19 protein-coding genes and 1 pseudogene are annotated in these 21939 nt (G+C 61.7%); 17 read left to right on the top strand and 3 right to left on the bottom strand.

Annotation, left to right across the window (positions count from 1 at the left end):
* Nucleotides 1–13: 13 nt before the first annotated feature.
* The 17 genes and pseudogenes from mraZ to ASC85_RS24555 form a co-directional block, all read left to right on the top strand.
* Nucleotides 14–469 carry a division/cell wall cluster transcriptional repressor MraZ gene (gene mraZ, locus ASC85_RS24635; protein WP_003205355.1) on the top strand — a complete coding sequence of 152 codons (456 nt, stop codon included), beginning with the start codon at nucleotides 14–16 and terminating at the stop codon, nucleotides 467–469.
* Nucleotides 466–1413, top strand: coding sequence for a 16S rRNA (cytosine(1402)-N(4))-methyltransferase RsmH (gene rsmH, locus ASC85_RS24630; protein WP_057451749.1), 948 nt, complete (start codon nucleotides 466–468; stop codon nucleotides 1411–1413). The genes mraZ and rsmH overlap by 4 nt, the downstream gene beginning before the upstream one ends.
* The gene (gene ftsL / locus ASC85_RS24625; protein WP_057451748.1) at nucleotides 1410–1703 is read left to right on the top strand and encodes a cell division protein FtsL; all 294 of its coding nucleotides are present in this window, start codon (nucleotides 1410–1412) and stop codon (nucleotides 1701–1703) included. Before rsmH ends, ftsL begins: the two co-directional genes overlap by 4 nt.
* Nucleotides 1703–3442, top strand: coding sequence for a peptidoglycan D,D-transpeptidase FtsI family protein (locus ASC85_RS24620; protein WP_164488498.1), 1740 nt, complete (start codon nucleotides 1703–1705; stop codon nucleotides 3440–3442). Before ftsL ends, ASC85_RS24620 begins: the two co-directional genes overlap by 1 nt.
* The gene (locus tag ASC85_RS24615) at nucleotides 3442–4905 is read left to right on the top strand and encodes a UDP-N-acetylmuramoyl-L-alanyl-D-glutamate--2,6-diaminopimelate ligase (RefSeq protein ID WP_057451746.1); all 1464 of its coding nucleotides are present in this window, start codon (nucleotides 3442–3444) and stop codon (nucleotides 4903–4905) included. Before ASC85_RS24620 ends, ASC85_RS24615 begins: the two co-directional genes overlap by 1 nt.
* Nucleotides 4898–6265, top strand: a complete 1368-nt coding sequence (locus tag ASC85_RS24610) for a UDP-N-acetylmuramoyl-tripeptide--D-alanyl-D-alanine ligase (RefSeq protein ID WP_057451745.1) — start codon at nucleotides 4898–4900, stop codon at nucleotides 6263–6265. Before ASC85_RS24615 ends, ASC85_RS24610 begins: the two co-directional genes overlap by 8 nt.
* Nucleotides 6265–7347: a phospho-N-acetylmuramoyl-pentapeptide-transferase gene (gene mraY, locus ASC85_RS24605; RefSeq protein ID WP_003205349.1), complete on the top strand. Its 1083-nt coding sequence runs from the start codon at nucleotides 6265–6267 to the stop codon at nucleotides 7345–7347. Before ASC85_RS24610 ends, mraY begins: the two co-directional genes overlap by 1 nt.
* Before the next feature lie 5 nt (nucleotides 7348–7352).
* Entirely contained in the window at nucleotides 7353–8699 is a 1347-nt protein-coding gene (gene murD, locus ASC85_RS24600; protein WP_057451744.1) for a UDP-N-acetylmuramoyl-L-alanine--D-glutamate ligase, read from the top strand.
* Nucleotides 8696–9913, top strand: coding sequence for a putative lipid II flippase FtsW (gene ftsW, locus ASC85_RS24595; protein ID WP_057451743.1), 1218 nt, complete (start codon nucleotides 8696–8698; stop codon nucleotides 9911–9913). Before murD ends, ftsW begins: the two co-directional genes overlap by 4 nt.
* Entirely contained in the window at nucleotides 9903–10973 is a 1071-nt protein-coding gene (gene murG, locus ASC85_RS24590) for an undecaprenyldiphospho-muramoylpentapeptide beta-N-acetylglucosaminyltransferase (RefSeq protein ID WP_057451742.1), read from the top strand. The genes ftsW and murG overlap by 11 nt, the downstream gene beginning before the upstream one ends.
* Nucleotides 10966–12426 (top strand): UDP-N-acetylmuramate--L-alanine ligase, encoded by a 1461-nt coding sequence (murC, locus tag ASC85_RS24585; protein ID WP_057451741.1) that lies wholly within the window; start codon nucleotides 10966–10968, stop codon nucleotides 12424–12426. The genes murG and murC overlap by 8 nt, the downstream gene beginning before the upstream one ends.
* Nucleotides 12423–13388 (top strand): D-alanine--D-alanine ligase, encoded by a 966-nt coding sequence (locus ASC85_RS24580; RefSeq protein WP_057451740.1) that lies wholly within the window; start codon nucleotides 12423–12425, stop codon nucleotides 13386–13388. Before murC ends, ASC85_RS24580 begins: the two co-directional genes overlap by 4 nt.
* Nucleotides 13389–13391: 3 nt before the next feature.
* A complete protein-coding gene (locus ASC85_RS24575) occupies nucleotides 13392–14258 on the top strand; it encodes a cell division protein FtsQ/DivIB (protein WP_057451739.1) in 867 nt (288 codons plus the stop codon).
* 15 nt (nucleotides 14259–14273) lie between these two features.
* Entirely contained in the window at nucleotides 14274–15533 is a 1260-nt protein-coding gene (gene ftsA, locus ASC85_RS24570; protein ID WP_003205342.1) for a cell division protein FtsA, read from the top strand.
* 98 nt (nucleotides 15534–15631) lie between these two features.
* Entirely contained in the window at nucleotides 15632–16825 is a 1194-nt protein-coding gene (gene ftsZ / locus ASC85_RS24565) for a cell division protein FtsZ (protein ID WP_003205341.1), read from the top strand.
* A gap of 112 nt (nucleotides 16826–16937) precedes the next feature.
* Nucleotides 16938–17849 (top strand): UDP-3-O-acyl-N-acetylglucosamine deacetylase, encoded by a 912-nt coding sequence (gene lpxC, locus ASC85_RS24560; protein ID WP_003178240.1) that lies wholly within the window; start codon nucleotides 16938–16940, stop codon nucleotides 17847–17849.
* 1052 nt (nucleotides 17850–18901) lie between these two features.
* Nucleotides 18902–20181: pseudogene (locus tag ASC85_RS24555) on the top strand (IS4 family transposase); the annotation flags it as partial.
* A gap of 111 nt (nucleotides 20182–20292) precedes the next feature.
* Here the strand turns inward: ASC85_RS24555 and ASC85_RS31665 are convergent.
* The 3 genes from ASC85_RS31665 to ASC85_RS24545 form a co-directional block, all read right to left on the bottom strand.
* Nucleotides 20293–20670, bottom strand: a complete 378-nt coding sequence (locus ASC85_RS31665; RefSeq protein ID WP_082534485.1) for a c-type cytochrome — start codon at nucleotides 20668–20670, stop codon at nucleotides 20293–20295.
* 106 nt (nucleotides 20671–20776) lie between these two features.
* Entirely contained in the window at nucleotides 20777–21364 is a 588-nt protein-coding gene (locus ASC85_RS24550) for a hypothetical protein (RefSeq protein WP_057451738.1), read from the bottom strand.
* Nucleotides 21365–21368: 4 nt separating this feature from the next.
* Nucleotides 21369–21812, bottom strand: coding sequence for a DUF3592 domain-containing protein (locus tag ASC85_RS24545; RefSeq protein WP_057451737.1), 444 nt, complete (start codon nucleotides 21810–21812; stop codon nucleotides 21369–21371).
* Between the last annotated feature and the right edge of the window lie 127 nt (nucleotides 21813–21939).

Here is a 21939-nt window from a genome sequence, read left to right as displayed (position 1 = left end):
GAGAAACGCAGACGTGTTTCGCGGAGCTAACGCTATCAGTCTCGATGCAAAAGGCCGTCTCGCCATGCCGAGCCGGTATCGTGACGAGCTCGTTTCGCGAAGTTCTGGGCAGTTAATCGTCACGATCGACGCCGTTGACCCATGTTTGTGTGTTTACCCTCTTGATGAGTGGGAAATCATCGAAACCAAACTGCGCGCACTGCCTTCGCTACGGGAAGAAAACCGCCGTTTGCAACGCTTGCTGATTGGTAATGCCGTCGACCTCGAACTCGATGGCAGCGGTCGTTTCCTGGTTCCACCGCGCCTGCGCGAGTACGCCAAGCTGGACAAGCGCGCGATGCTGGTGGGCCAACTGAACAAGTTCCAGCTGTGGGACGAAGATGCCTGGAATGCGGTTTCTGCCGCCGACCTCGCTGCTATTCAACAACCGGGCGCCATGCCTGATGAACTGCGTGATTTGATCCTGTGACTATTGATAGCGGCTTTAACCACATCACCGTACTGCTGGACGAAGCCGTCGAGGCTCTCGCCGTACGTCCTGATGGCTGCTATCTGGACGGTACGTTCGGGCGTGGCGGACACAGCCGGTTGATTCTCAGCAAGCTCGGTCCGGGTGGCCGGCTGCTGGGGTTCGACAAGGATCCTCAAGCGATTGCCACCGGGCAAGCGCTGGCGGCCGAAGACGGCCGCTTTGTCATTGTGCAGCGCAGCTTTGCCGAACTGGCTTCGGAGGTCGCCGAGCGTGGCCTGGCCGGCAAGGTCAGTGGCGTGCTGCTCGACCTGGGCGTGTCTTCGCCACAACTGGACGACCCGGAGCGCGGCTTCAGCTTCCTTAATGACGGCCCGCTGGACATGCGCATGGACCCGTCCCGTGGCATCAGCGCCGCCGAATTCGTCAACACTGCCCCGGTGGAAGAAATCGCCCGCGTTTTCAAGGAGTACGGTGAAGAGCGTTTCTCCGGCCGTATGGCCCGTGCCGTGGTCGAGCGGCGCGACATCAAGCCATTCGAGCGCACCGGTGACCTGGCCGAGGTGTTGAAAGTTGCCAATCCGGCTTGGGAAAAGGGCAAGAACCCGGCGACCCGTGCTTTCCAGGGCTTGCGCATCCACGTCAATAACGAGCTGGGCGATCTGGAAGTCGGTCTCGAAGCGGCGCTTGAGGCGCTGGAAGTCGGCGGTCGGTTGGTGGTGATCAGCTTCCATTCCCTGGAAGACCGCATCGTCAAGCTGTTCATGCGCAAGCTCACCAAAGGCGAAGCCGATAACCTGCCGCGCAACCTGCCGGTGCGTTTCGAAGCCTTCGTGCCAAAAATCAAGATCCATGGCAAAGCGCAGTTCGCCTCCGAGGCTGAACTCAAGGCCAACCCACGTGCCCGTAGCGCCGTCATGCGTGTCGCGGAGAAGTTGCGGTGAGCAAGCTCTTCGCCAAGCCACTGCCAGGCGGCAGCTTTTTCATGCTGCTGCTGTTTATCGGCGTGCTCGTGTCGGCCATCGGCGTGTCCTATAGCGCGCACTGGAACCGGCAGTTGCTCAATAACCTTTACAACGAGCTGAGCGTGCGCGACAAGGCGCAGGCCGAGTGGGGCCGGTTGATCCTGGAGCAGAGCACCTGGACCGCCCATAGCCGTATCGAAGTGTTGGCCACCGAACAGCTGAAAATGCGCATTCCCGGCGCCGCCGAAGTGCAGATGGTGGCGCCATGATGAAACTCGAAGGGGCGCTGTTCCCGTGGCGGTTTCGTCTGGTCCTGGGTTTGCTCGGGGTCATGGTGGCGGCGATTTCGTGGCGCATCATCGACCTGCAGGTTGTCGACCGTGATTTCCTCAAGGGTCAGGGCGATGCTCGCAGCGTGCGTCATATTCCGATCCCGGCTCACCGTGGCCTGATCACCGACCGCAATGGCGAACCCCTGGCCGTGAGCACCCCGGTGACCACCTTGTGGGCCAACGCCAAGGAAATGCAGCTGGCCAAGGAAAAATGGCCGGCACTGGCCGCGGCCCTCGGGCAGGATCCCAAGGCCCTGGCCGAGCGCCTCGAAGCCCAGGCCAACAAGGAATTCATTTATCTGGTGCGCGGCCTGACGCCCGAGCAGGGCCAGAGTGTGCTCGACCTGAAAGTACCTGGTGTCTACGGCATCGAAGAGTTCCGGCGTTTCTACCCGGCTGGTGAAGTCACGGCCCATATGGTGGGGTTTACCGACATTGATGACCGAGGGCGGGAAGGTGTCGAACTGGCCTATGACGAATGGCTCGCCGGGGTCGCCGGCAAGCGCCAAGTCATCAAGGATCGGCGCGGCAGGCTGATCAAGGATGTCCAAGTCACCAAAAACGCCAAGGCCGGCAAGCCCTTGGCGTTGTCCATTGACCTGCGCCTGCAATACCTGGCCAACCGTGAGCTGCGCAATGCCATCGTCGAGAACGGTGCCAAGGCCGGCAGCCTGGTGATCATGGACGTGAAGACCGGCGAGATCCTGGCCATGGTCAACCAGCCGACCTACAACCCGAACAACCGTCGCAACCTGCAACCGGCGATGATGCGCAACCGCGCGATGATCGACGTGTTCGAGCCCGGTTCGACCATGAAAGCCGTGTCCATGGCCGCCGCCCTGGAAACCGGGCGCTGGAAACCGAGCGACACCGTCGAGGTGTACCCGGGCACCCTGCAGATCGGCAAGTACACCATTCGTGACGTGTCCAAGACCGAAGGCCCGGTGCTCGACCTGACCGGCATCCTGATCAACTCCAGTAACGTGGGCATGAGCAAGATCGCCTTCGATATCGGCGGCGAGACGATTTATCGCCTGGCCCAGAAAATCGGCCTCGGCCAGGACACCGGCCTGGGCTTCCCGGGCGAGCGTGTCGGCAACCTGCCCAACTACCGTGACTGGCGCAAGGCGGAAACCGCCACCCTGTCCTATGGCTACGGTGTTTCCGTGACGGCGATCCAACTGGTCCACGCGTTCTCCGCGCTGGCCAACAATGGCCGTATCGCCCCGCTGACCCTGATCAAGACCGACAAGGCGCCGCAGACCACCCAGGTGATCCCGGAGAACGTCGCCAAGACCATGCAGGGCATGCTGCAACAGGTGATCGAGGCGCCGCGTGGTGTCTATCGCGCCCAGGTGCCGGCCTATCACGTGGCAGGTAAATCGGGTACGGCCCGTAAGACCTCCGTGGGCACCAAAGGCTACGCCGAGAATTCCTACCGTTCGCTGTTTGCCGGCTTCGGCCCGATGAGCGACCCGCGCTACGCCATCGTCGTGGTCATCGATGAACCGAGCAAGGCCGGCTACTTCGGTGGCCTGGTCTCGGCGCCAGTGTTCAGCAAAGTCATGTCCGGCACCCTGCGCCTGATGAACATTACCCCGGATAACCTGCCGCCGACCCAGCAGGCCAATACCGCACCGGTCGTTCCCTTGAAAGCCGAAGGAGGGCGTGGCTGATGTCCCTGAGCCTGAACAAGATTTTTGCCCACGCCGGTCACGATCTGCTGATTCGTGAACTGGCCCTGGACAGCCGCAATGTCCGCGCCGGGGATTTGTTCCTGGCGGTGCCGGGTGCCCGTTTCGATGGTCGCGACCATATTGCCGATGCCCTGAAGCGTGGCGCGGCTGCCGTGGCTTATGAAGTGCAAGGCGCGACAGTGCTGCCGATCACCGACGTTCCGCTGATTCCGGTCAAGGGCCTGGCGGCGCAGCTGTCGGACATCGCCGGGCGATTCTATGGCGACCCGAGCCGTCACCTGAACCTGGTGGGCGTGACCGGCACCAACGGCAAGACCAGCGTGACCCAACTGGTGGCCCAGGCCCTCGACCTGCTCGGCCAGCATTGCGGCATTGTCGGGACCCTGGGCAACGGCTTCCATGGCGCGCTGGAAAGCGGACTGCACACCACGCCGAACCCGATTGCCGTGCAAGCGACCTTGGCGGACCTGAAAAAGGCCGGTGCCAAGGCCGTTGCGATGGAAGTCTCTTCCCACGGTTTGGATCAGGGCCGTGTGACCGCCCTGGCATTCGATGTCGCGGTGTTGACCAACCTGTCCCGGGATCATCTGGATTACCACGGCACCATGCAGGCCTACGGTGAAGCCAAGGCCAAGCTGTTTGCCTGGAATGACCTGAAGTGCCGGGTCATCAACCTTGATGACGAATTCGGTCGGCAACTGGCTGCCGAAAAGCGCGAGTCGCGGTTGATCACCTACAGCCTGGAAGATGCCAGCGCCTACCTTTATGTACGCCAGGCGCAATTCAATGACGAAGGCGTGCGCGCCACCTTGGTCACGCCCCAGGGCGAGCACCATTTGCGCAGCACCTTGCTCGGCCGCTTCAACCTGAGCAACGTCTTGGCGGCCATCGGCGCCTTGCTCGGCCTGGACTACGCGCTGGACGAAATTCTCAAGGTCTTGCCGAAGCTCGAGGGCCCGGCCGGCCGCATGCAGCGTTTGGGCGGTGGGACTCAACCACTGGTTGTGGTCGATTACGCCCATACCCCCGACGCGTTGGAAAAAGTTCTCACGGCCTTGCGTCCTCACGCCAAGGGCAGGTTGCTGTGCCTGTTCGGCTGCGGTGGCGATCGCGATCGCGGCAAACGCCCATTGATGGCCGAAGTGGTGGAGCGGCTGGCAGACGGCGTGCTGGTCACCGACGACAACCCACGCAGCGAAGACCCGCAGCGGATTTTCGACGACATCCGTGCTGGTTTTGCGGCTGTGGATAACGTCACCTTCGTGGCTGGTCGCGGCCAGGCCATTGCCCAGTTGATCGCCAGCGCCTCGGCGGACGATGTCATCGTCCTGGCCGGCAAAGGCCATGAGGACTATCAGGAAATCAACGGCGAACGCCACGCTTTCTCCGATCTGGTGGAAGCCGATCACGCCCTGACCGCGTGGGAGGTGGCCCATGCTTAAGGCCCTGAAGCTCAGCGAACTGACCAACGCCCTGAATGCGCGCCTCATCGCCGCGGACGCCACCTTCAACGGCGTCAGCATCGACAGTCGGGCGATCGCGCCGGGGCAACTGTTCGTCGCTCTGGCTGGGCCGCGCTTCGATGGTCACGATTACTTGAACGAGGTCGCCGCCAAAGGTGCGGTCGCGGCCCTGGTCGAGCGCGAAGTGAGCAACAGCACGCTGCCGCAATTGCTCGTCAACGACACCCGCCTGGCCCTGGGCCAGCTCGGTGCGCTGAACCGCGCGGCCTATGGCAACCCGGTCGCAGCCATCACCGGCTCCAGCGGCAAGACCACGGTCAAGGAAATGCTGGCCAGCATCCTGCGCACCCGCGGTCCGGTGCTGGCGACCCGTGGCAACCTGAACAACGACCTCGGCGTGCCACTGACCCTGCTGGAGCTGGCGCCGGAACACAGCGCCGCGGTCATCGAACTGGGCGCTTCGCGGCTCGGCGAGATTGCCTACACCGTGGGCATGACCAAGCCTCATGTGGCGGTGCTCAACAATGCCGGGACTGCTCACGTCGGTGAGTTCGGCGGCCCGGAAAAAATCGTCGAGGCCAAGGGCGAGATCATCGAGGGACTGGATGCCGATGGCGTCGCTGTGCTGAATCTCGACGACAAGGCCTTCGAAATCTGGAAGACCCGGGCGGGCGAGCGCAAGGTGCTGACCTTTGCCCTGAGCAACCTCGCCGCGAATTTCTACGCCAGCGACCTGGACCGCGATGCTCGCGGTTGCCCGGCCTTCAACCTGCACAGCCCGGATGGCGCCGAGCGGGTGCAGTTGAACCTGCTTGGCACCCATAACGTTGCCAACGCCCTGGCCGCGGCGGCTGCCGCCCATGCGCTGGGCGTGTCGCTGCCGGGCATCGTCGCCGGGTTGAACGCCGTGCAGCCGGTCAAGGGGCGCTCCGTCGCGCAACTGGCCAGCAATGGCATGCGCGTGATCGACGACACCTATAACGCCAACCCGTCGTCCATGTGCGCGGCCGTGGATATCCTCGCCGGTTTCTCCGGCCGTACCGTATTGGTGCTGGGGGATATCGGTGAACTGGGCGAGTGGGCGCAACAGGGGCATCACGACGTCGGTGCCTATGCGCGCGGCAAGGTCGACGCGCTGTATGCGGTCGGCCCGATGATGGCCCATGCGGTCGCCGCGTTTGGCGAGCACGCACGGCATTTCACCACTCAGGCCGAACTGATCCAGGCCCTGGGCGCCGAGCAGGACCCGAACACCACCTTATTGATCAAGGGCTCACGCAGCGCAGCGATGGAAAACATCGTCGCGGCGCTGTGCGGCGCCTCCACGGAGAAACATTAATGCTGCTGCTGCTAGCGGAGTACCTGCAACAGTTTCACAAAGGCTTCGCGGTCTTCCAGTACCTGACCCTGCGCGGGATCCTGGGTGTGCTGACCGCGCTGTCGTTGTCGCTGTTCCTGGGCCCGTGGATGATCCGCACTCTGCAGAACCTGCAAATCGGCCAGTCGGTTCGTAACGACGGCCCGCAATCGCATCTGTCCAAATCCGGCACCCCGACCATGGGCGGCGCGCTGATCCTGTCGTCCATCGGCATCAGCACCTTGCTCTGGGCCGACCTGGCGAACCGGTATGTCTGGGTCGTGCTGCTGGTGACCTTGTTATTCGGCGCCATCGGCTGGGTCGACGACTATCGCAAGGTCATCGAGAAGAACTCCCGTGGGCTGCCAAGCCGCTGGAAGTATTTCTGGCAGTCGGTGTTCGGCCTCGGCGCGGCGATCTTCCTTTATATGACCGCCGCTTCGCCGGTGGAGACCACCCTGATCCTGCCGATGCTCAAGGACTACAGCATCCCGCTGGGCGCAGGTTTCATCGTGCTGACCTACCTGGTGATCGTCGGTTCGAGCAACGCGGTCAACCTCACCGACGGCCTCGATGGCCTGGCGATCATGCCCACGGTCATGGTCGGCGGTGCGCTGGGGATCTTCTGCTACCTGTCGGGTAACGTGAAATTCGCCGAATACCTGCTGATCCCCTATGTGCCAGGGGCGGGCGAGCTGATCGTGTTCTGCGGTGCGCTGATCGGTGCCGGTCTGGGCTTCCTGTGGTTCAACACCTACCCGGCGCAAGTCTTCATGGGCGACGTCGGCGCGCTGGCGCTGGGCGCGGCCCTGGGCACCATCGCGGTCATCGTTCGCCAGGAAATCGTCCTGTTCATCATGGGCGGTGTGTTCGTGATGGAGACCCTGTCAGTCGTCATTCAGGTTGCTTCCTTTAAATTGACCGGCCGCCGCGTATTCCGCATGGCGCCGATCCACCACCACTTTGAACTCAAGGGCTGGCCCGAGCCGCGTGTGATCGTCCGTTTCTGGATCATCACCGTGATTCTGGTGCTGATTGGCCTTGCCACCCTGAAGCTGAGGTAGAACGAGTGTCCCTGATCGCTTCTGACCACTTCCGCATCGTTGTCGGCCTCGGCAAGAGCGGCATGTCCCTGGTTCGCTTCCTGGCGAACCGGGGCGTGTCGTTTGCCGTGGCCGATACGCGGGAAAATCCACCTGAGCTGGCCACGCTGCGCCGTGACTATCCGCAGGTGGACGTGCGTTGTGGCGAGCTGGACGTCGAATTCCTGTGCCGCGCCGATGAGCTCTACGTGAGCCCCGGCCTGGCCCTGGCGACTCCGGCCCTGCAGGCGGCCGCTGCCCGTGGCGTGAAATTGTCCGGCGACATCGAGCTGTTCGCGCGTAACGCCAAGGCGCCAATCGTCGCCATCAGCGGTTCCAATGCCAAGAGCACCGTCACCACCCTGGTGGGCGAGATGGCCGCGGCGGCCGGCAAGCGCGTCGCCGTGGGCGGCAACCTCGGTACCCCGGCGCTGGACCTGCTCAGTGACGACGTCGAGCTGTACGTGATGGAACTGTCGAGCTTCCAGCTGGAAACCACCGACCACCTGGGCGCCGAAGTGGCGACCGTGCTCAACGTCAGCGAAGACCACATGGACCGCTACAGCGGCCTGCCGGCTTATCACCTGGCCAAGCACCGGATCTTCCGTGGTGCCCGGCAAGTGGTGTTCAACCGCCAGGACGCCCTGACTCGTCCGTTGTTGGGCGAGGGCATGCCGTGCTGGTCCTTCGGCCTGGGCGTGCCGGACTTCAAAGGCTTCGGGCTGCGCGAAGAGAATGGCGAGAAATACCTGGCCTTCGAATTCCAGAACCTGATGCCGGTGCGCGAACTGAAGATTCGTGGCGCCCACAACCAGGCCAATGCCCTGGCCGCGTTGGCCCTGGGGCATGCAGTCGGCCTGCCGTTCGACGCCATGCTCTCGGCCCTGCGTACCTTCGCCGGTCTTGAGCACCGCTGCCAGTGGGTACGCGACCTGGACGGCGTGGCCTGGTACAACGACTCCAAGGCCACCAACGTCGGTGCCGCACTGGCGGCCATCGAAGGGCTGGGCGCGGACATCGAAGGCAAGCTCGTGCTGATCGTCGGCGGCGACGGCAAGGGCGCCGACTTCAAGGACTTGCGCGACCCGGTGGCGGCCAACTGCCGTGCCGTGGTGCTGATGGGCCGCGATCGCGAATTGATCGCCCAGGCCTTCGGCGATGCCGTGCCGCTGGTTCGCGTTGGTTCGCTGGACGAGGCGGTGCAGCAATGCCGCGCTCTTGCGCACCCGGGCGATGCGGTGCTGTTGTCGCCGGCCTGCGCCAGTTTCGACATGTTCAAGAACTACGAAGAGCGTGGGCAGTTGTTTGCCCGGGCCGCGGAGGACTTGGCATGAGCCTGATGAACATCATCAAGCCGTACCCGTCGCCGCTGATCACCGGGCGCGGCATCGACCTGGATTTCCCGATGCTTGCCGGTTGCCTGGCCTTGCTGGGCCTGGGCCTGGTGATGATCACCTCCGCGTCGTCGGAAGTGGCCGCGGTGCAGTCGGGCAACACGCTTTATCACATGATCCGCCACCTGATCTACCTGGTGATCGGCCTGGGCGCGTGCATCGTCACCATGATGGTGCCGATCGCTACCTGGCAGCGCCTGGGCTGGATGATGCTGCTCGGTGCCTTCGGCCTGTTGGTGATGGTGCTGGTGCCGGGCATTGGCCGCGAGGTCAACGGCTCCATGCGCTGGATCGGCTTCAGTTTCTTCAACGTGCAGCCTTCGGAAATCGCCAAGGTCTTCGTGGTGATTTTCCTGGCCGGTTACCTGGTGCGTCGCCAGAAAGAAGTGCGCGAGAGCTGGATGGGCTTTTTCAAGCCGTTCATCGTGTTGCTGCCGATGGCGGGCCTGCTGCTGATGGAGCCGGACTTCGGCGCCACGGTGGTGATGATGGGCGCGGCGGCGGCGATGCTGTTCCTGGGTGGCGTCGGGCTGTTCCGTTTCATCCTGATGGTGGCATTGGCAGTGGCGGCCGTGACCGTATTGGTCCAGGCGCAGCCTTATCGGATGGCACGCTTGATCACTTTCACCGACCCGTGGGCCGACCAGTTCGGTTCCGGCTATCAATTGACCCAGGCGCTGATCGCCTTCGGTCGCGGCGAATGGCTGGGCGTAGGCCTGGGCAACAGCGTGCAGAAGCAGTTCTACCTGCCGGAAGCCCACACCGACTTCGTGTTCTCGGTATTGGCCGAAGAGCTGGGCGTGGTCGGCTCCCTGTGCACCGTTGCCTTGTTCGTGTTCGTCTGCGTGCGCGGCATGTACATCGGCTTGTGGGCCGAGAAAGCCAAGCAGTTTTTTGCCGCTTACGTGGCGTATGGCTTGTCGTTCCTGTGGATCGGCCAGTTCCTGATCAACATCGGCGTGAACGTCGGCCTGTTGCCGACCAAGGGCCTGACGCTGCCGTTCCTCAGTTATGGCGGCAGCTCCCTGGTGATCTGCTGTGCCTGTCTTGGCCTGTTGCTGCGCATCGAATGGGAGAGTCGAACCCACCTGGGCAGCGAAGAGATGGAATTCCAGGAGAGCGACTTCGCCGAGGAGCCGACTCATGGGCGCTAACGTGCTGATCATGGCGGGCGGTACCGGCGGGCACGTATTCCCGGCGCTGGCCTGTGCCCGGGAGTTCCAGGCGCGCGGCTACACCGTGCACTGGCTGGGCACGCCACGGGGCATCGAGAACGAACTGGTGCCAGCTGCTGGCCTTGAGCTGCACCGGATCGACGCCAGCGGCCTGCGGGGCAAGGGCAAGTTGTCGTTGCTCAAGGCGCCGCTGATGCTGCTCAAGTCGGTCTGGCAGGCGCGGGCGATCATCCGTCGGTTGCGTCCGGTGTGCGTGGTGGGGTTTGGCGGTTATGTGACCGGTCCTGGCGGTGTTGCGGCGAAATTGGCCGGTGTGCCGGTGATCGTTCACGAACAGAACGCCGTGGCCGGTACCGCCAATCGGTTACTGGTGCCGTTGGCCGCCCGGGTCTGTGAAGCCTTTCCCGACACCTTTACCCTGTCGGGCAGCCGCCGCACCACCGGTAATCCGGTGCGTACCGAGCTGTTTTTCGATACACCGCGCCCGGCCCTGGCCGGACGCAAAGCGCGTTTGCTGGTCCTGGGCGGAAGCCTGGGGGCAGAACCGTTGAACAAATTGCTGCCCGAAGCCCTGTCGCAGGTCGCCCCTGAACTGCGCCCGGAAGTGTTTCACCAGGCCGGCAAAAACCACGATGAAGTGACCGCCGAGCGCTACCGCGCCGCTGGCGTCGAGGCGCAAGTACAGCCTTTCATCAAAGACATGGCCCAAGCCTATGGCTGGGCCGACCTGGTGGTCTGCCGCGCAGGCGCGCTGACTATCAGTGAACTGGCTGCCGCCGGTCTGCCTTCGATGCTGGTGCCTTTGCCCCACGCCATCGACGATCACCAGACCCGTAACGCCGATTATTTGGCCCGTGAAGGCGCTGCCTTCCTGATGCCGCAAAGAACGACTGGCGCCGCGGATCTTGCCGCCCGCCTGACAGAGGTTTTGATGCAGCCGCAACGACTTGAAGACATGGCCCGCGCCGCCCGCCGCCTGGCCAAACCCGATGCCACGACCCAAGTGGTCGATACCTGCCTGGAGGTGGCCCATGGTTGAGAATCGCAAAGCCATGCCGCAACCGGAAATGCGCCGTATCCGCCGCATCCACTTCGTCGGTATCGGCGGCGTGGGCATGTGCGGGATCGCCGAGGTGCTGTTGAACCTGGGTTACCAGGTCTCGGGTTCCGACCTGAAGGCCTCCCCGGTCACCGAGCGCCTGGAATCGTTCGGCGCGCAGATCTTTATCGGCCACCGTGCCGAGAACGCCGCCAATGCCGACGTGCTGGTGGTTTCCAGTGCTGTGAACACTTCCAACCCGGAAGTCGCCACCGCCCTGGAGCGCCGTATCCCCGTGGTGCCACGGGCCGAGATGCTGGCTGAGCTGATGCGCTATCGCCACGGCATCGCCGTCGCCGGTACCCACGGCAAGACCACCACCACCAGCCTGATCGCCTCGGTGTTCGCGGCCGGTGGCCTGGACCCGACTTTCGTGATCGGCGGTCGCCTGAACGCCGCGGGCACCAATGCCCAACTGGGCACCAGCCGCTACCTGATCGCCGAAGCCGACGAGAGCGATGCGAGCTTCCTGCATCTGCAACCGCTGGTGGCCGTGGTCACCAACATCGACGCCGACCACATGGCGACCTACGACGGCGACTTCAACAAACTGAAGAAAACCTTCGTCGAGTTCCTGCACAACCTGCCGTTCTACGGTTTGGCGGTGGTGTGCCTGGACGACCCGGTGGTGCGCGAAATCCTGCCGCTGATCAAGCGTCCGACCATGACCTACGGTTTTGGCGAAGAAGCCGACGTGCGCGCCATCAACGTGCGCCAACAGGGCATGCAGACGTTCTTCACCGTGCTGCGCCCTGATCGCGAGCCATTGGATGTGTCGGTGAACATGCCCGGCAACCACAACGTGCTCAACGCCTTGGCCACCATTTGCATCGCCACCGACGAAGGCGTCAGCGATGAAGCCATCGTCCAGGGCCTGTCCGGGTTCCAGGGCGTGGGCCGACGTTTCCAGGTCTACGGCGAACTGCCGGTGGACGGCGGCAACGTGATGCTGGTGGACGACTACGGCCACCACCCGACCGAAGTCGCGGCGGTGATCAAGGCCGTGCGCGGTGGCTGGCCGGAGCGGCGCCTGGTGATGGTCTACCAGCCGCACCGCTATAGCCGCACCCGCGACCTGTACGACGATTTCGTCCAGGTGCTGGCTGACGCCAACGTGCTGCTGTTGATGGAAGTCTACCCGGCCGGTGAAGAGCCGATCCCAGGGGCCGACAGCCGCCAGCTGTGCCACAGCATTCGCCAGCGCGGCCAGTTGGACCCGATCTACATCGAACGCGGCGTGGATCTCGCGCCGTTGGTCAAGCCGCTGCTGCGCGCCGGCGACATCCTGCTGTGCCAGGGTGCCGGTGACATTGGAGGCCTGGCCCCGAAACTGTTGAACAGTCCGTTATTCGCCGGGGCAATCGTGGCTGCCAGCGAGGGGAAACTGAAATGACTGCTGCCTACGCCAACCTGGTCTCGACCCTTGATCCGAAAGCCTTCGGCCGTGTTGCCGTGCTGTTCGGCGGCAAGAGCGCCGAGCGCGAGGTGTCCCTCAAGTCCGGTAATGCCGTGCTGCAAGCCCTGCAAGGCGCCGGTGTCGACGCATTCGGCATCGATGTGGGCGACGACTTCCTGCAACGTCTGCTGAGCGAAAAGATCGACCGCGCATTCATCATCCTTCATGGCCGCGGCGGTGAAGACGGCAGCATGCAAGGCCTGCTCGAATGCCTGGGCATTCCCTACACCGGCAGCGGCATCCTGGCATCCGCCCTGGCGATGGACAAGCTGCGCACCAAGCAGGTCTGGCACAGCCTTGGCATTCCAACACCGCGTCACGCCGTGCTGGCGTCCGAGGCCGATTGTATTTCGGCGGCCACGGAACTGGGCTTCCCTTTGATCGTCAAACCGGCCCATGAAGGTTCAAGTATCGGCATGGCGAAAGTGAATTCGCTGCCTGAGTTGACCGCGGCATGGAAAGACGCCAGTTCCTACGATTCGCAAGTGTTGGTCGAACAATGGATCACCGGTCCCGAGTTCACCATCGCCACCCTGCGTGACCAGGTATTGCCTCCGATTGCGCTGGGCACGCCCCACACGTTCTATGACTACGACGCCAAGTACGTCGCCAACGATACCCAGTACCGCATTCCCTGCGGGCTGGACGCCGCCAAGGAAAAAGAACTGATGGACCTCACGGCCAAGGCCTGTGAGGCGCTGGGTATCGCCGGTTGGGGCAGGGCAGACGTGATGCAGGACGCCGATGGGCAGTTCTGGTTCCTGGAAGTCAACACCGCGCCCGGCATGACCGACCACAGCCTGGTGCCGATGGCGGCGCGCGCCGCCGGTCTGGATTTCCAGCAACTGGTGGTGTCGATCCTGGCCGCCAGTGTCGGCCATCAAGAGCCAAGAGGTTAAGCCATGCAAGGCGCATCGCTTCGTCATCAGCCATCCGCACCCGGTCGCAAGCCGGTGCCGCGGGGTGCCAGCCGAATGGTGGCCAAAGAGCCGATGTCGGCGCGCTTGCCGAAAGCCAATTTTGGTTTTCTCAAGAGCTTGTTCTGGCCGGTGCTGCTGGTGGCGTTGGGGTTCGGTACGTATGAAGGCGCGCAACGATTGCTGCCTTATGCCGACCGGCCGATCGCCCGGATCAACGTCCAGGGCGACCTGAGCTACATCAGCCAGCAGGCCGTGCAGCAGCGGATCGCTCCGTTCGTCGCGTCGAGTTTTTTCACCATCGACCTGGCGGGCATGCGCAAGGAACTGGAGCAGATGCCTTGGATCGCCCACGCCGAAGTCCGCCGGGTGTGGCCTGACCAGGTGTCGATCCGCCTGGAAGAGCAATTGCCGGTGGCCCGTTGGGGTGACGAGTCGTTGTTGAACAACCAGGGCCAGGCGTTTACGCCGCGGGAACTGGCCAACTATGAACATTTGCCACAACTGTTCGGCCCACAGCGGGCCCAGCAGCAAGTGATGCAGCAATACCAGGTGTTGAGCCAGATGTTGCGGCCATTGGGCTTCTCCATCGCGCGCCTGGAGTTGCGTGAGCGCGGCAGTTGGTTTTTGACCACTGGCGCGGGTAGCTCGGGGCCGGGCATCGAGCTGTTGCTCGGTCGCGGCAACCTGGTGGAAAAGATGCGCCGCTTCATCGCCATCTATGACAAGACGCTTAAAGAACAGATTACGAACATTGCGCGCATCGATCTGCGCTACGCCAACGGCCTGGCTGTTGGCTGGCGGGAACCTGTAGCGCCCACGACGGCCGCACCCGCCGTCGCGAAGAATTAAGAAGAGGCAGGACCCATGGCAAACGTGCAAAGCGGGAAAATGATCGTCGGTCTCGATATCGGCACTTCCAAGGTGGTGGCGCTGGTAGGCGAAGTCGCGGACGACGGCACGCTGGTCATCGTCGGGATTGGTACGCACCCGTCCCGTGGCTTGAAAAAAGGCGTGGTGGTGAACATCGAGTCCACCGTGCAATCGATCCAGCGCGCCATCGAAGAGGCGCAGCTGATGGCCGGTTGCCGGATCCACTCGGCGTTCGTCGGCGTGGCGGGCAATCACATCCGCAGCCTGAATTCCCACGGCATCGTGGCCATTCGTGATCGCGAAGTCAGTTCCGCCGACCTTGAGCGCGTGCTCGACGCGGCCCAGGCCGTCGCGATCCCGGCCGACCAGCGTGTGCTGCACACCCTGCCGCAGGATTACGTGATCGATAACCAGGAAGGCGTGCGTGAACCCCTGGGCATGTCCGGCGTGCGCCTGGAAGCCAAGGTCCACGTGGTGACCTGTGCGGTGAACGCTGCGCAGAACATCGAGAAATGCGTGCGCCGCTGCGGCCTGGAAATCGACGACATCATCCTCGAGCAACTGGCTTCGGCCTACTCGGTGCTGACCGACGATGAGAAAGAACTGGGCGTGTGCCTGGTGGACATCGGCGGCGGCACCACCGACATCGCGATCTTCACCGAAGGCGCCATTCGCCACACGGCGGTGATCCCGATTGCCGGTGACCAGGTGACCAACGACATCGCCATGGCGTTGCGCACCCCGACCCAGTACGCCGAGGAAATCAAGATCCGTTACGCCTGTGCCCTGGCGAAGCTGGCCGGTGCCGGCGAAACCATCAAGGTACCAAGTGTTGGCGACCGTCCACCGCGCGAGCTGTCGCGCCAGGCCCTGGCCGAGGTGGTCGAGCCGCGTTACGACGAGCTGTTCACGCTGATCCAGGCTGAACTGCGTCGCAGTGGCTACGAAGACCTGATCCCGGCCGGCATCGTGCTGACCGGCGGTACGTCGAAGATGGAAGGCGCGGTCGAGCTGGCCGAAGAGATTTTCCACATGCCGGTGCGCCTGGGCGTGCCCCATGGCGTCAAGGGCCTGGATGACGTGGTCCGCAACCCGATTTATTCCACCGGCGTGGGCCTGTTGATGTACGGCCTGCAGAAGCAGTCCGACGGGATTTCGTTCTCAGGCATCGGCAGCCGCGACAGCTACAGCAGCGACGAGCCGAAGGCTCCGCTGTTCGAGCGGCTCCAGGCTTGGGTCAAAGGCAATTTTTAAACAGTTTCAAAGCTTCAAGCGGCAGGTTTCAGGCTTGGCGCGGGAAGACGCAGCAAACGCAGTAGGCGAAAAAACTAGAGAATGAAAGGAGAGGGAAAATGTTCGAACTCGTAGACAACATCCCCGCTAGCCCGGTTATCAAAGTAATCGGTGTCGGCGGTGGCGGCGGCAACGCTGTCAACCACATGGTCAAGAGCAACATTGAAGGCGTTGAATTCATCTGCGCCAACACTGATGCCCAGGCGCTGAAATCCATCGGCGCGCGGACCATCCTGCAATTGGGTACGGGCGTGACCAAAGGCCTGGGTGCCGGCGCCAACCCGGAAGTCGGTCGTCAGGCCGCTCTCGAAGACCGTGAGCGCATCGCAGAAGTCCTGCAAGGCACCAACATGGTGTTCATCACCACGGGCATGGGCGGCGGCACCGGTACCGGTGCGGCGCCGATCATCGCCGAAGTGGCCAAGGAAATGGGGATCCTCACCGTTGCGGTGGTGACTCGTCCGTTCCCTTTCGAAGGCCGCAAGCGTATGCAGATCGCCGACGAAGGTATTCGTCTGCTGTCTGAAAGCGTCGACTCGTTGATCACCATTCCCAACGAGAAGCTGCTGACCATCCTGGGTAAAGACGCAAGCCTGCTGTCGGCTTTCGCCAAGGCTGACGACGTACTGGCCGGTGCCGTTCGCGGTATCTCCGACATCATCAAGCGTCCAGGCATGATCAACGTCGACTTTGCCGACGTACGGACTGTCATGAGCGAAATGGGCATGGCGATGATGGGCACTGGCTGCGCCAGCGGTCCGAACCGTGCACGCGAGGCCACTGAAGCGGCCATCCGCAACCCGTTGCTCGAAGACGTGAACCTGCAAGGTGCACGCGGCATCCTGGTGAACATCACCGCCGGTCCTGACCTGTCCCTGGGTGAGTACTCCGACGTGGGTAGCATCATCGAAGCCTTCGCTTCCGAGCACGCAATGGTCAAGGTCGGTACCGTTATCGATCCGGACATGCGCGACGAGTTGCACGTTACCGTGGTTGCCACCGGTCTGGGCGCGAAAATCGAGAAGCCTGTGAAGGTCATCGACAACACCGTTCACACCTCCATGGCTTCGCAACCGCAACAACAAGTGGCTTCGCGTCAGGAAGCGCCTGCGGTGAACTACCGTGACCTGGACCGTCCGACCGTCATGCGCAACCAGGCCCAGGCCGGTACAGCGACTGCCGCGAAGATGAATCCGCAAGACGATCTGGATTACCTGGACATCCCGGCTTTCCTGCGTCGTCAGGCCGATTGATGAAATGTATCAGGGGGATACGGGTGATTGGTGTTCAGCAAAGGTCTGGTCTGCTATCATCGCCAGCCTTTGTTGATACCAGTTCGCAATTTGCGCTGAAGCGGCCCATGCCATGATTAAACAACGCACCCTGAAGAATATTATCCGTGCCACAGGTGTCGGCTTGCACTCCGGCGAGAAGGTCTACCTGACCCTCAAGCCCGCGCCTATCGATACCGGCATTGTGTTTTGTCGTGCCGACCTCGACCCTGTGGTGCAGATTCCTGCTCGCGCGGAAAACGTTGGTGAAACCACTATGTCGACCACTCTGGTCAACGGTGACACCAAAGTGGATACGGTGGAGCATTTGCTCTCGGCCATGGCTGGCCTGGGCATCGATAACGCCTACGTCGAGCTCTCCGCGTCCGAAGTCCCGATCATGGATGGCAGTGCCGGACCCTTCGTATTCCTGATTCAATCGGCAGGCCTGGAAGAGCAGGATGCCGCCAAGAAGTTCATCCGTATCCTGCGGGAAGTGACAGTGGAAGACGGCGACAAGCGCGCCACTTTCGTCCCTTTCGAAGGTTTCAAGGTGAGCTTCGAGATCGATTTCGATCACCCGGTTTTCCGTGACCGCACCCAGAGTGCAAGCGTGGATTTTTCCAGCACTTCGTTCGTAAAAGAAGTCAGCCGCGCCCGTACCTTTGGTTTCATGAGTGACATCGAGTACCTGCGCAAGCACAACCTCGCACTCGGCGGCAGTGTTGAAAACGCGATCGTGGTCGATTCCGATGGTGTATTGAACGAAGACGGCCTTCGCTATGAAGACGAATTCGTCAAACACAAGATTCTCGATGCAATCGGCGACCTCTACCTGCTGGGCAATAGCCTGATTGGTGAGTTCAAGGGCTTCAAGTCCGGCCATGCACTGAACAACCAGCTGCTGCGCAAGTTGATTGAGCAGAAAGATGCTTGGGAAGTCGTGACGTTCGAAGATGCCAGCACCGCACCAATCTCCTACATGCGTCCTGTTGCGGCCGTGTAGGCAAAAAACCTCTCTAGTTTTTGAAGGCTGCCTTTGGGTGGCCTTTTTTTATGGGTGCTTTTTTGGTGTTTATATCCGTTATTTCGGTAACGGCGGCTTAGGGTTCCGCCCAACGGCGGGTCACTTTTGAAGAGCCCGGGAGCCGGCCCAGTCAAAAGTAACCAAAACGCTTCTGCCCCACCACTTGGTGCCTCGCTTAGGTTCGGCATGCCCTCACTCCGGCATTGCTCCGTGGGCCCACTGCGCAATGCCTGCGTTCGGCCAGCGTGGTTAACGGGGCGCCCGAGATCAACGTCCACCGCGAGGCGGCCTGATAGCCGACCTGGTTCCTGGTGAGACCGCGTTTCTCCTGTGGGAGCGAGCTTGCTCGCGAAGACGGTGTGTCAGCTTGCGGTGATGTTGGATGTGCCGGCCTCATCGCGAGCAGGCTCGCTCCCACAGGGGTTCTATGTTGGATATAAATTTTGTGTTCACTGAAGATTGAATGTGGGAGCGGGCTCGCGAAGGCGGTGTGTCAGCTTGCGGTGATGTTGGATGTGCTGACCTCATCGCGAGCAAGCTTTGCTCCCACAGATCTGACAGGTGTACGACCAGGAGAGCCAGGTCGGCTGTTAGGCCGCCTCGCGGTGGACGTTGATCTCGGGCGCCCCGTTAACCACGCTGGCCGAACGCAGGCATTGTGGAGTGGGCATCCCGGCATGGATGCCGGGATAGCCGCGCTGGGCCATGGATGGCCCTTCGCGGCGGGAGCGTTTTGCTTACTTTTGCGCTTCTCAAAAGTGAGCCGCTGTAAGAGCCAGCCCTTTCAAGGTCTTTGATAAAATCCCACAAAACTCCAGTCAGGGTGACGAAAGCAATGTGGGCAGAAGTTCTAGCGCGGTTTGAGAAAAAAGCACCGGCCAGTGTCATGACCCGATTGATTCTGGAGCAGGCTGTTCCTGCCGAATGGATCGATCAGATGTTCGAAGAACATCGTCAACGGCAGTACCCGCGTGAGCTGTTGTTCTCAACCATCGTTGAGCTGATGTCCCTTGTTTCATTGGGCTTGCGGNGCTGTTCCTGCCGAATGGATCGATCAGATGTTCGAAGAACATCGTCAACGGCAGTACCCGCGTGAGCTGTTGTTCTCAACCATCGTTGAGCTGATGTCCCTTGTTTCATTGGGCTTGCGGCCTTCACTGCATGCCGCTGCGCGGCAGATGGAAGACCTTCCTGTCAGTTTGGCGGCGCTGTATGACAAGGTCAGCCGAACAGAGCCTGCGCTGTTGCGCGCTCTGATCATCGGCAGCGCAGAGCGCTTGACTCCAACGATAAAAGAGCTGGGGCACTCAGCCATTTTGCCTGGCTGGCAACTGCGGATCGTCGATGGCAACCATCTGCCCTCCAGCGAAAAGCGCCTGGGCCCTTTGCGCCGTGAAAGAGGCGCTGCCCGGCCTGGTTTTTCCGTTGTGGTCTACGACCCTGATCTGGACCAGGTCGTCGATCTTCAGCCTTGTGAGGATGCCTACGCCAGCGAGCGTGTCAGCGTGCTGCCCTTGCTGGAAAAGGCCTGTGCGGGGCAACTGTGGATGGCGGATCGACTCTACTGCACGCTCCCTGTCATGGAGGCCTGCGAAGAGTCCGGGGCTTGCTTCATCATTCGCGAACCAAGCAAGCATCCACGCCTGCTTAAGGAAAGCAACTGGCAGGAGCCTGTCGCGGTCGCGGCAGGTAGCGTGCGCGAGCAAATCATCGAAGTTCAAGGTGGTCGCCAGTGGCGGCGTGTCGAACTGACCCTGCAAAGCCCCACCGAGTCTGGCGACACCGCGCTGTTGTTCTGGAGCAACTTGCCCGACGCTATCAATGCTGAGCAAATCGCCGATTTGTACCGCCGTCGCTGGAGCATCGAAGGGATGTTCCAGCGCCTGGAATCGGTGCTGGACAGTGAAATCCAAACCTTGGGCAACCCCAAGGCAGCCTTGCTCGGGTTTGCATCGGCGGTGCTGGCCTACAACGTCTTGGCCGTGCTCAAGCGCAGCGTCGAACAGGCCCATCGTCAGACCGTGCCCGACGATTGGGAAGCATCGATTTTTCACCTGACGGTACAGGTACGCAGCGGATATGAGGGCATGCAGATTGCCTTGCCGCAGAGCCCTTATCGATCCCCATCCCCRCAGATGGGCTGGCCCCGTACCTACTGATGCTGGCGAAAAACGTCTTACCCAAAGCCGTCGCCAAGAGCAAACGGGGCCCGAAGGTGCCCAAATCCAAAGAGTGGCTGGAAGGCAAAGCCGCGAATGCTCAYGTGTCGACGGATCGGGTGCTCAAGGCCGCTAAAGCCAAAAGACCTTGARAGGGCTGGCTGTAAGAGCGGAACCATAAGCCGCCGTAACCGCAGAAACGGATATACACACCACCCCAAACCGTTTCTATCGCACTCAATAGATCAACAGCAGCCCAAAAATCATCGGCTCTTTGAAATCACACCACCCATATACTGATTCAAATCGCGAAAATCCTTAACACTCCAAGAATGCGGCGATAGCTTCACACCATTCTCTCGCAAGGTCCTCGGAATCAAATCCCCATTGGGTCGCAGTATTATCGACGACACAATGACACCCGGATAATCACTCAGTCGTTTCTTGAAAGCGGCAGTTGTAAGGTCAGGCGTAGGAGGATTGCTTTTATGAGCCAACGGCCCTGTCCCCTTGATATCTGCTCCGTGACACATGGCACATCTCTGTAGATAGAGATTTTTCCCATTGGCATTATCCGCAATGGATAGTGATGTTTGAATGAGCGATAAAAACCCTAGCGAAGCGATGACTAATATTTTCATTATGCTTTCGGCACATACCAATTTTTATGGGTGCAACGCCCTGTGGGAGCGAACTCATTCCCACAGGTTTTAGATGCCGGGATTGTTCTACGCTCGCACAATCTGACTAGAACAGGTAGCCCATGTAGATCGCCGCGCCCCCACCGGCCTGCAGGCCAGCATTCACCCCAGCCATGACCACCGCGCCCTTGGCCGAGCGCGCCAGTTGCCGGTTGACCGTGGTCGAAGCGATGAGCGAGGTTGCCGGGTTGGAGCTCAGGGCCACCGACAGCGCCAGCAACTTGGGATCGAGCCCGAACAGCAGGGCCGTGGCCGAACCGCCGATCCCCAGGCCCACGCCCACTTCGGTATACATGCAAGGGCCGGTGATATCGTCACTGCTCAGGTCGCGGTCGACCAGGGCGTCGCTGACAAACACCTTGCCAGTGCTGGGAAACGCCTCTGCCGCACCGGCCGCAGCCACACCCTTGCCCTTGATCTGGATATTGATCTTGCCAAAGCGCGGCAGCCTGGCGCCAAACCCGACACCCACGCCAACCCCGCCATAGCGGTAGCTGACGTCTTCGCCCTGGGGCGAGCGCAGGATAATCGAGCCACCACTGCCAGCCACCATGACCACGGTCAGGCCACCACCGCTAGCGGTCTGGTACTGCCAGCGACTCTCATTAACCGGGAGTGGGATGTTGTAGCTCATACGTTCAAAGTCCTTTATGTGAATGAACCGCACCGCGACCGCGCTGGCGAGTGGCTTTCAGCAGGCCGACAAGGGTGAACACCAGGCCGATAAAACCCAGTACCCCGGAAGTGCCCCACAGTGCCGCCGGGGCATCGACGATGGCGCTGGCCGTCGGCTGCTCGGGCAGGTAATGCACCCGCACCGGTTGGTCCTTCTGATAGCCGAAGATAAAGCCGCCCTGGGGGTAGGAAATTTTTTCACCGCTGACGGTGGTGAAGGCGATCTCGGGATGCGAACCACCGGCATTCAAGTGGCTGACGATGCCATCGGCGGTCTGTGCCCGGGCGAGGAAGTCGCGACGGTCGAGGGTGAGATTGACGGCAATGCCCAGCAAGCCAATGCCGATCAGCGCAAAAAGCAGGCCCAGCAGTATCGTCCCGATCCGTGACGGGGTGTCGTTAGCCATAGCTTGTCCCGGTATTCATCCATGAAAGAAGGCGGCGAGGATAACAAAAAAGCCTGCTATGCCGTAATGCTGTTCATTTGAGGTTTGGAGCGTGGTGGCGAGGGGAGTTGCTCCCTCGCCACGGACG

Origin of the sequence: Pseudomonas sp. Root401, from assembly GCF_001425105.1 — a bacterium.
Lineage (GTDB): Bacteria > Pseudomonadota > Gammaproteobacteria > Pseudomonadales > Pseudomonadaceae > Aquipseudomonas > Aquipseudomonas brassicacearum.
This window is presented reverse-complemented; position numbering and strand designations above follow the sequence as displayed.

Bases quoted from the DNA above. Each gene is read 5' to 3' on its own strand.
- ftsZ (WP_003205341.1), top strand. From the start codon at position 15,632: ATGTTCGAACTCGTAGACAACATCCCCGCTAGCCCGGTTATCAAAGTA.
- ASC85_RS24550 (WP_057451738.1), bottom strand. From the start codon at position 21,364: ATGAGCTACAACATCCCACTCCCGGTTAATGAGAGTCGCTGGCAGTAC.
- ASC85_RS31665 (WP_082534485.1), bottom strand. From the start codon at position 20,670: ATGAAAATATTAGTCATCGCTTCGCTAGGGTTTTTATCGCTCATTCAA.
- ftsW (WP_057451743.1), top strand. From the start codon at position 8,696: ATGAGCCTGATGAACATCATCAAGCCGTACCCGTCGCCGCTGATCACC.
- ASC85_RS24545 (WP_057451737.1), bottom strand. From the start codon at position 21,812: ATGGCTAACGACACCCCGTCACGGATCGGGACGATACTGCTGGGCCTG.
- ASC85_RS24620 (WP_164488498.1), top strand. From the start codon at position 1,703: ATGAAACTCGAAGGGGCGCTGTTCCCGTGGCGGTTTCGTCTGGTCCTG.
- murG (WP_057451742.1), top strand. From the start codon at position 9,903: ATGGGCGCTAACGTGCTGATCATGGCGGGCGGTACCGGCGGGCACGTA.
- ASC85_RS24580 (WP_057451740.1), top strand. From the start codon at position 12,423: ATGACTGCTGCCTACGCCAACCTGGTCTCGACCCTTGATCCGAAAGCC.
- ASC85_RS24615 (WP_057451746.1), top strand. From the start codon at position 3,442: ATGTCCCTGAGCCTGAACAAGATTTTTGCCCACGCCGGTCACGATCTG.
- lpxC (WP_003178240.1), top strand. From the start codon at position 16,938: ATGATTAAACAACGCACCCTGAAGAATATTATCCGTGCCACAGGTGTC.
- ASC85_RS24610 (WP_057451745.1), top strand. From the start codon at position 4,898: ATGCTTAAGGCCCTGAAGCTCAGCGAACTGACCAACGCCCTGAATGCG.
- ftsA (WP_003205342.1), top strand. From the start codon at position 14,274: ATGGCAAACGTGCAAAGCGGGAAAATGATCGTCGGTCTCGATATCGGC.
- mraY (WP_003205349.1), top strand. From the start codon at position 6,265: ATGCTGCTGCTGCTAGCGGAGTACCTGCAACAGTTTCACAAAGGCTTC.
- murC (WP_057451741.1), top strand. From the start codon at position 10,966: ATGGTTGAGAATCGCAAAGCCATGCCGCAACCGGAAATGCGCCGTATC.
- ASC85_RS24575 (WP_057451739.1), top strand. From the start codon at position 13,392: ATGCAAGGCGCATCGCTTCGTCATCAGCCATCCGCACCCGGTCGCAAG.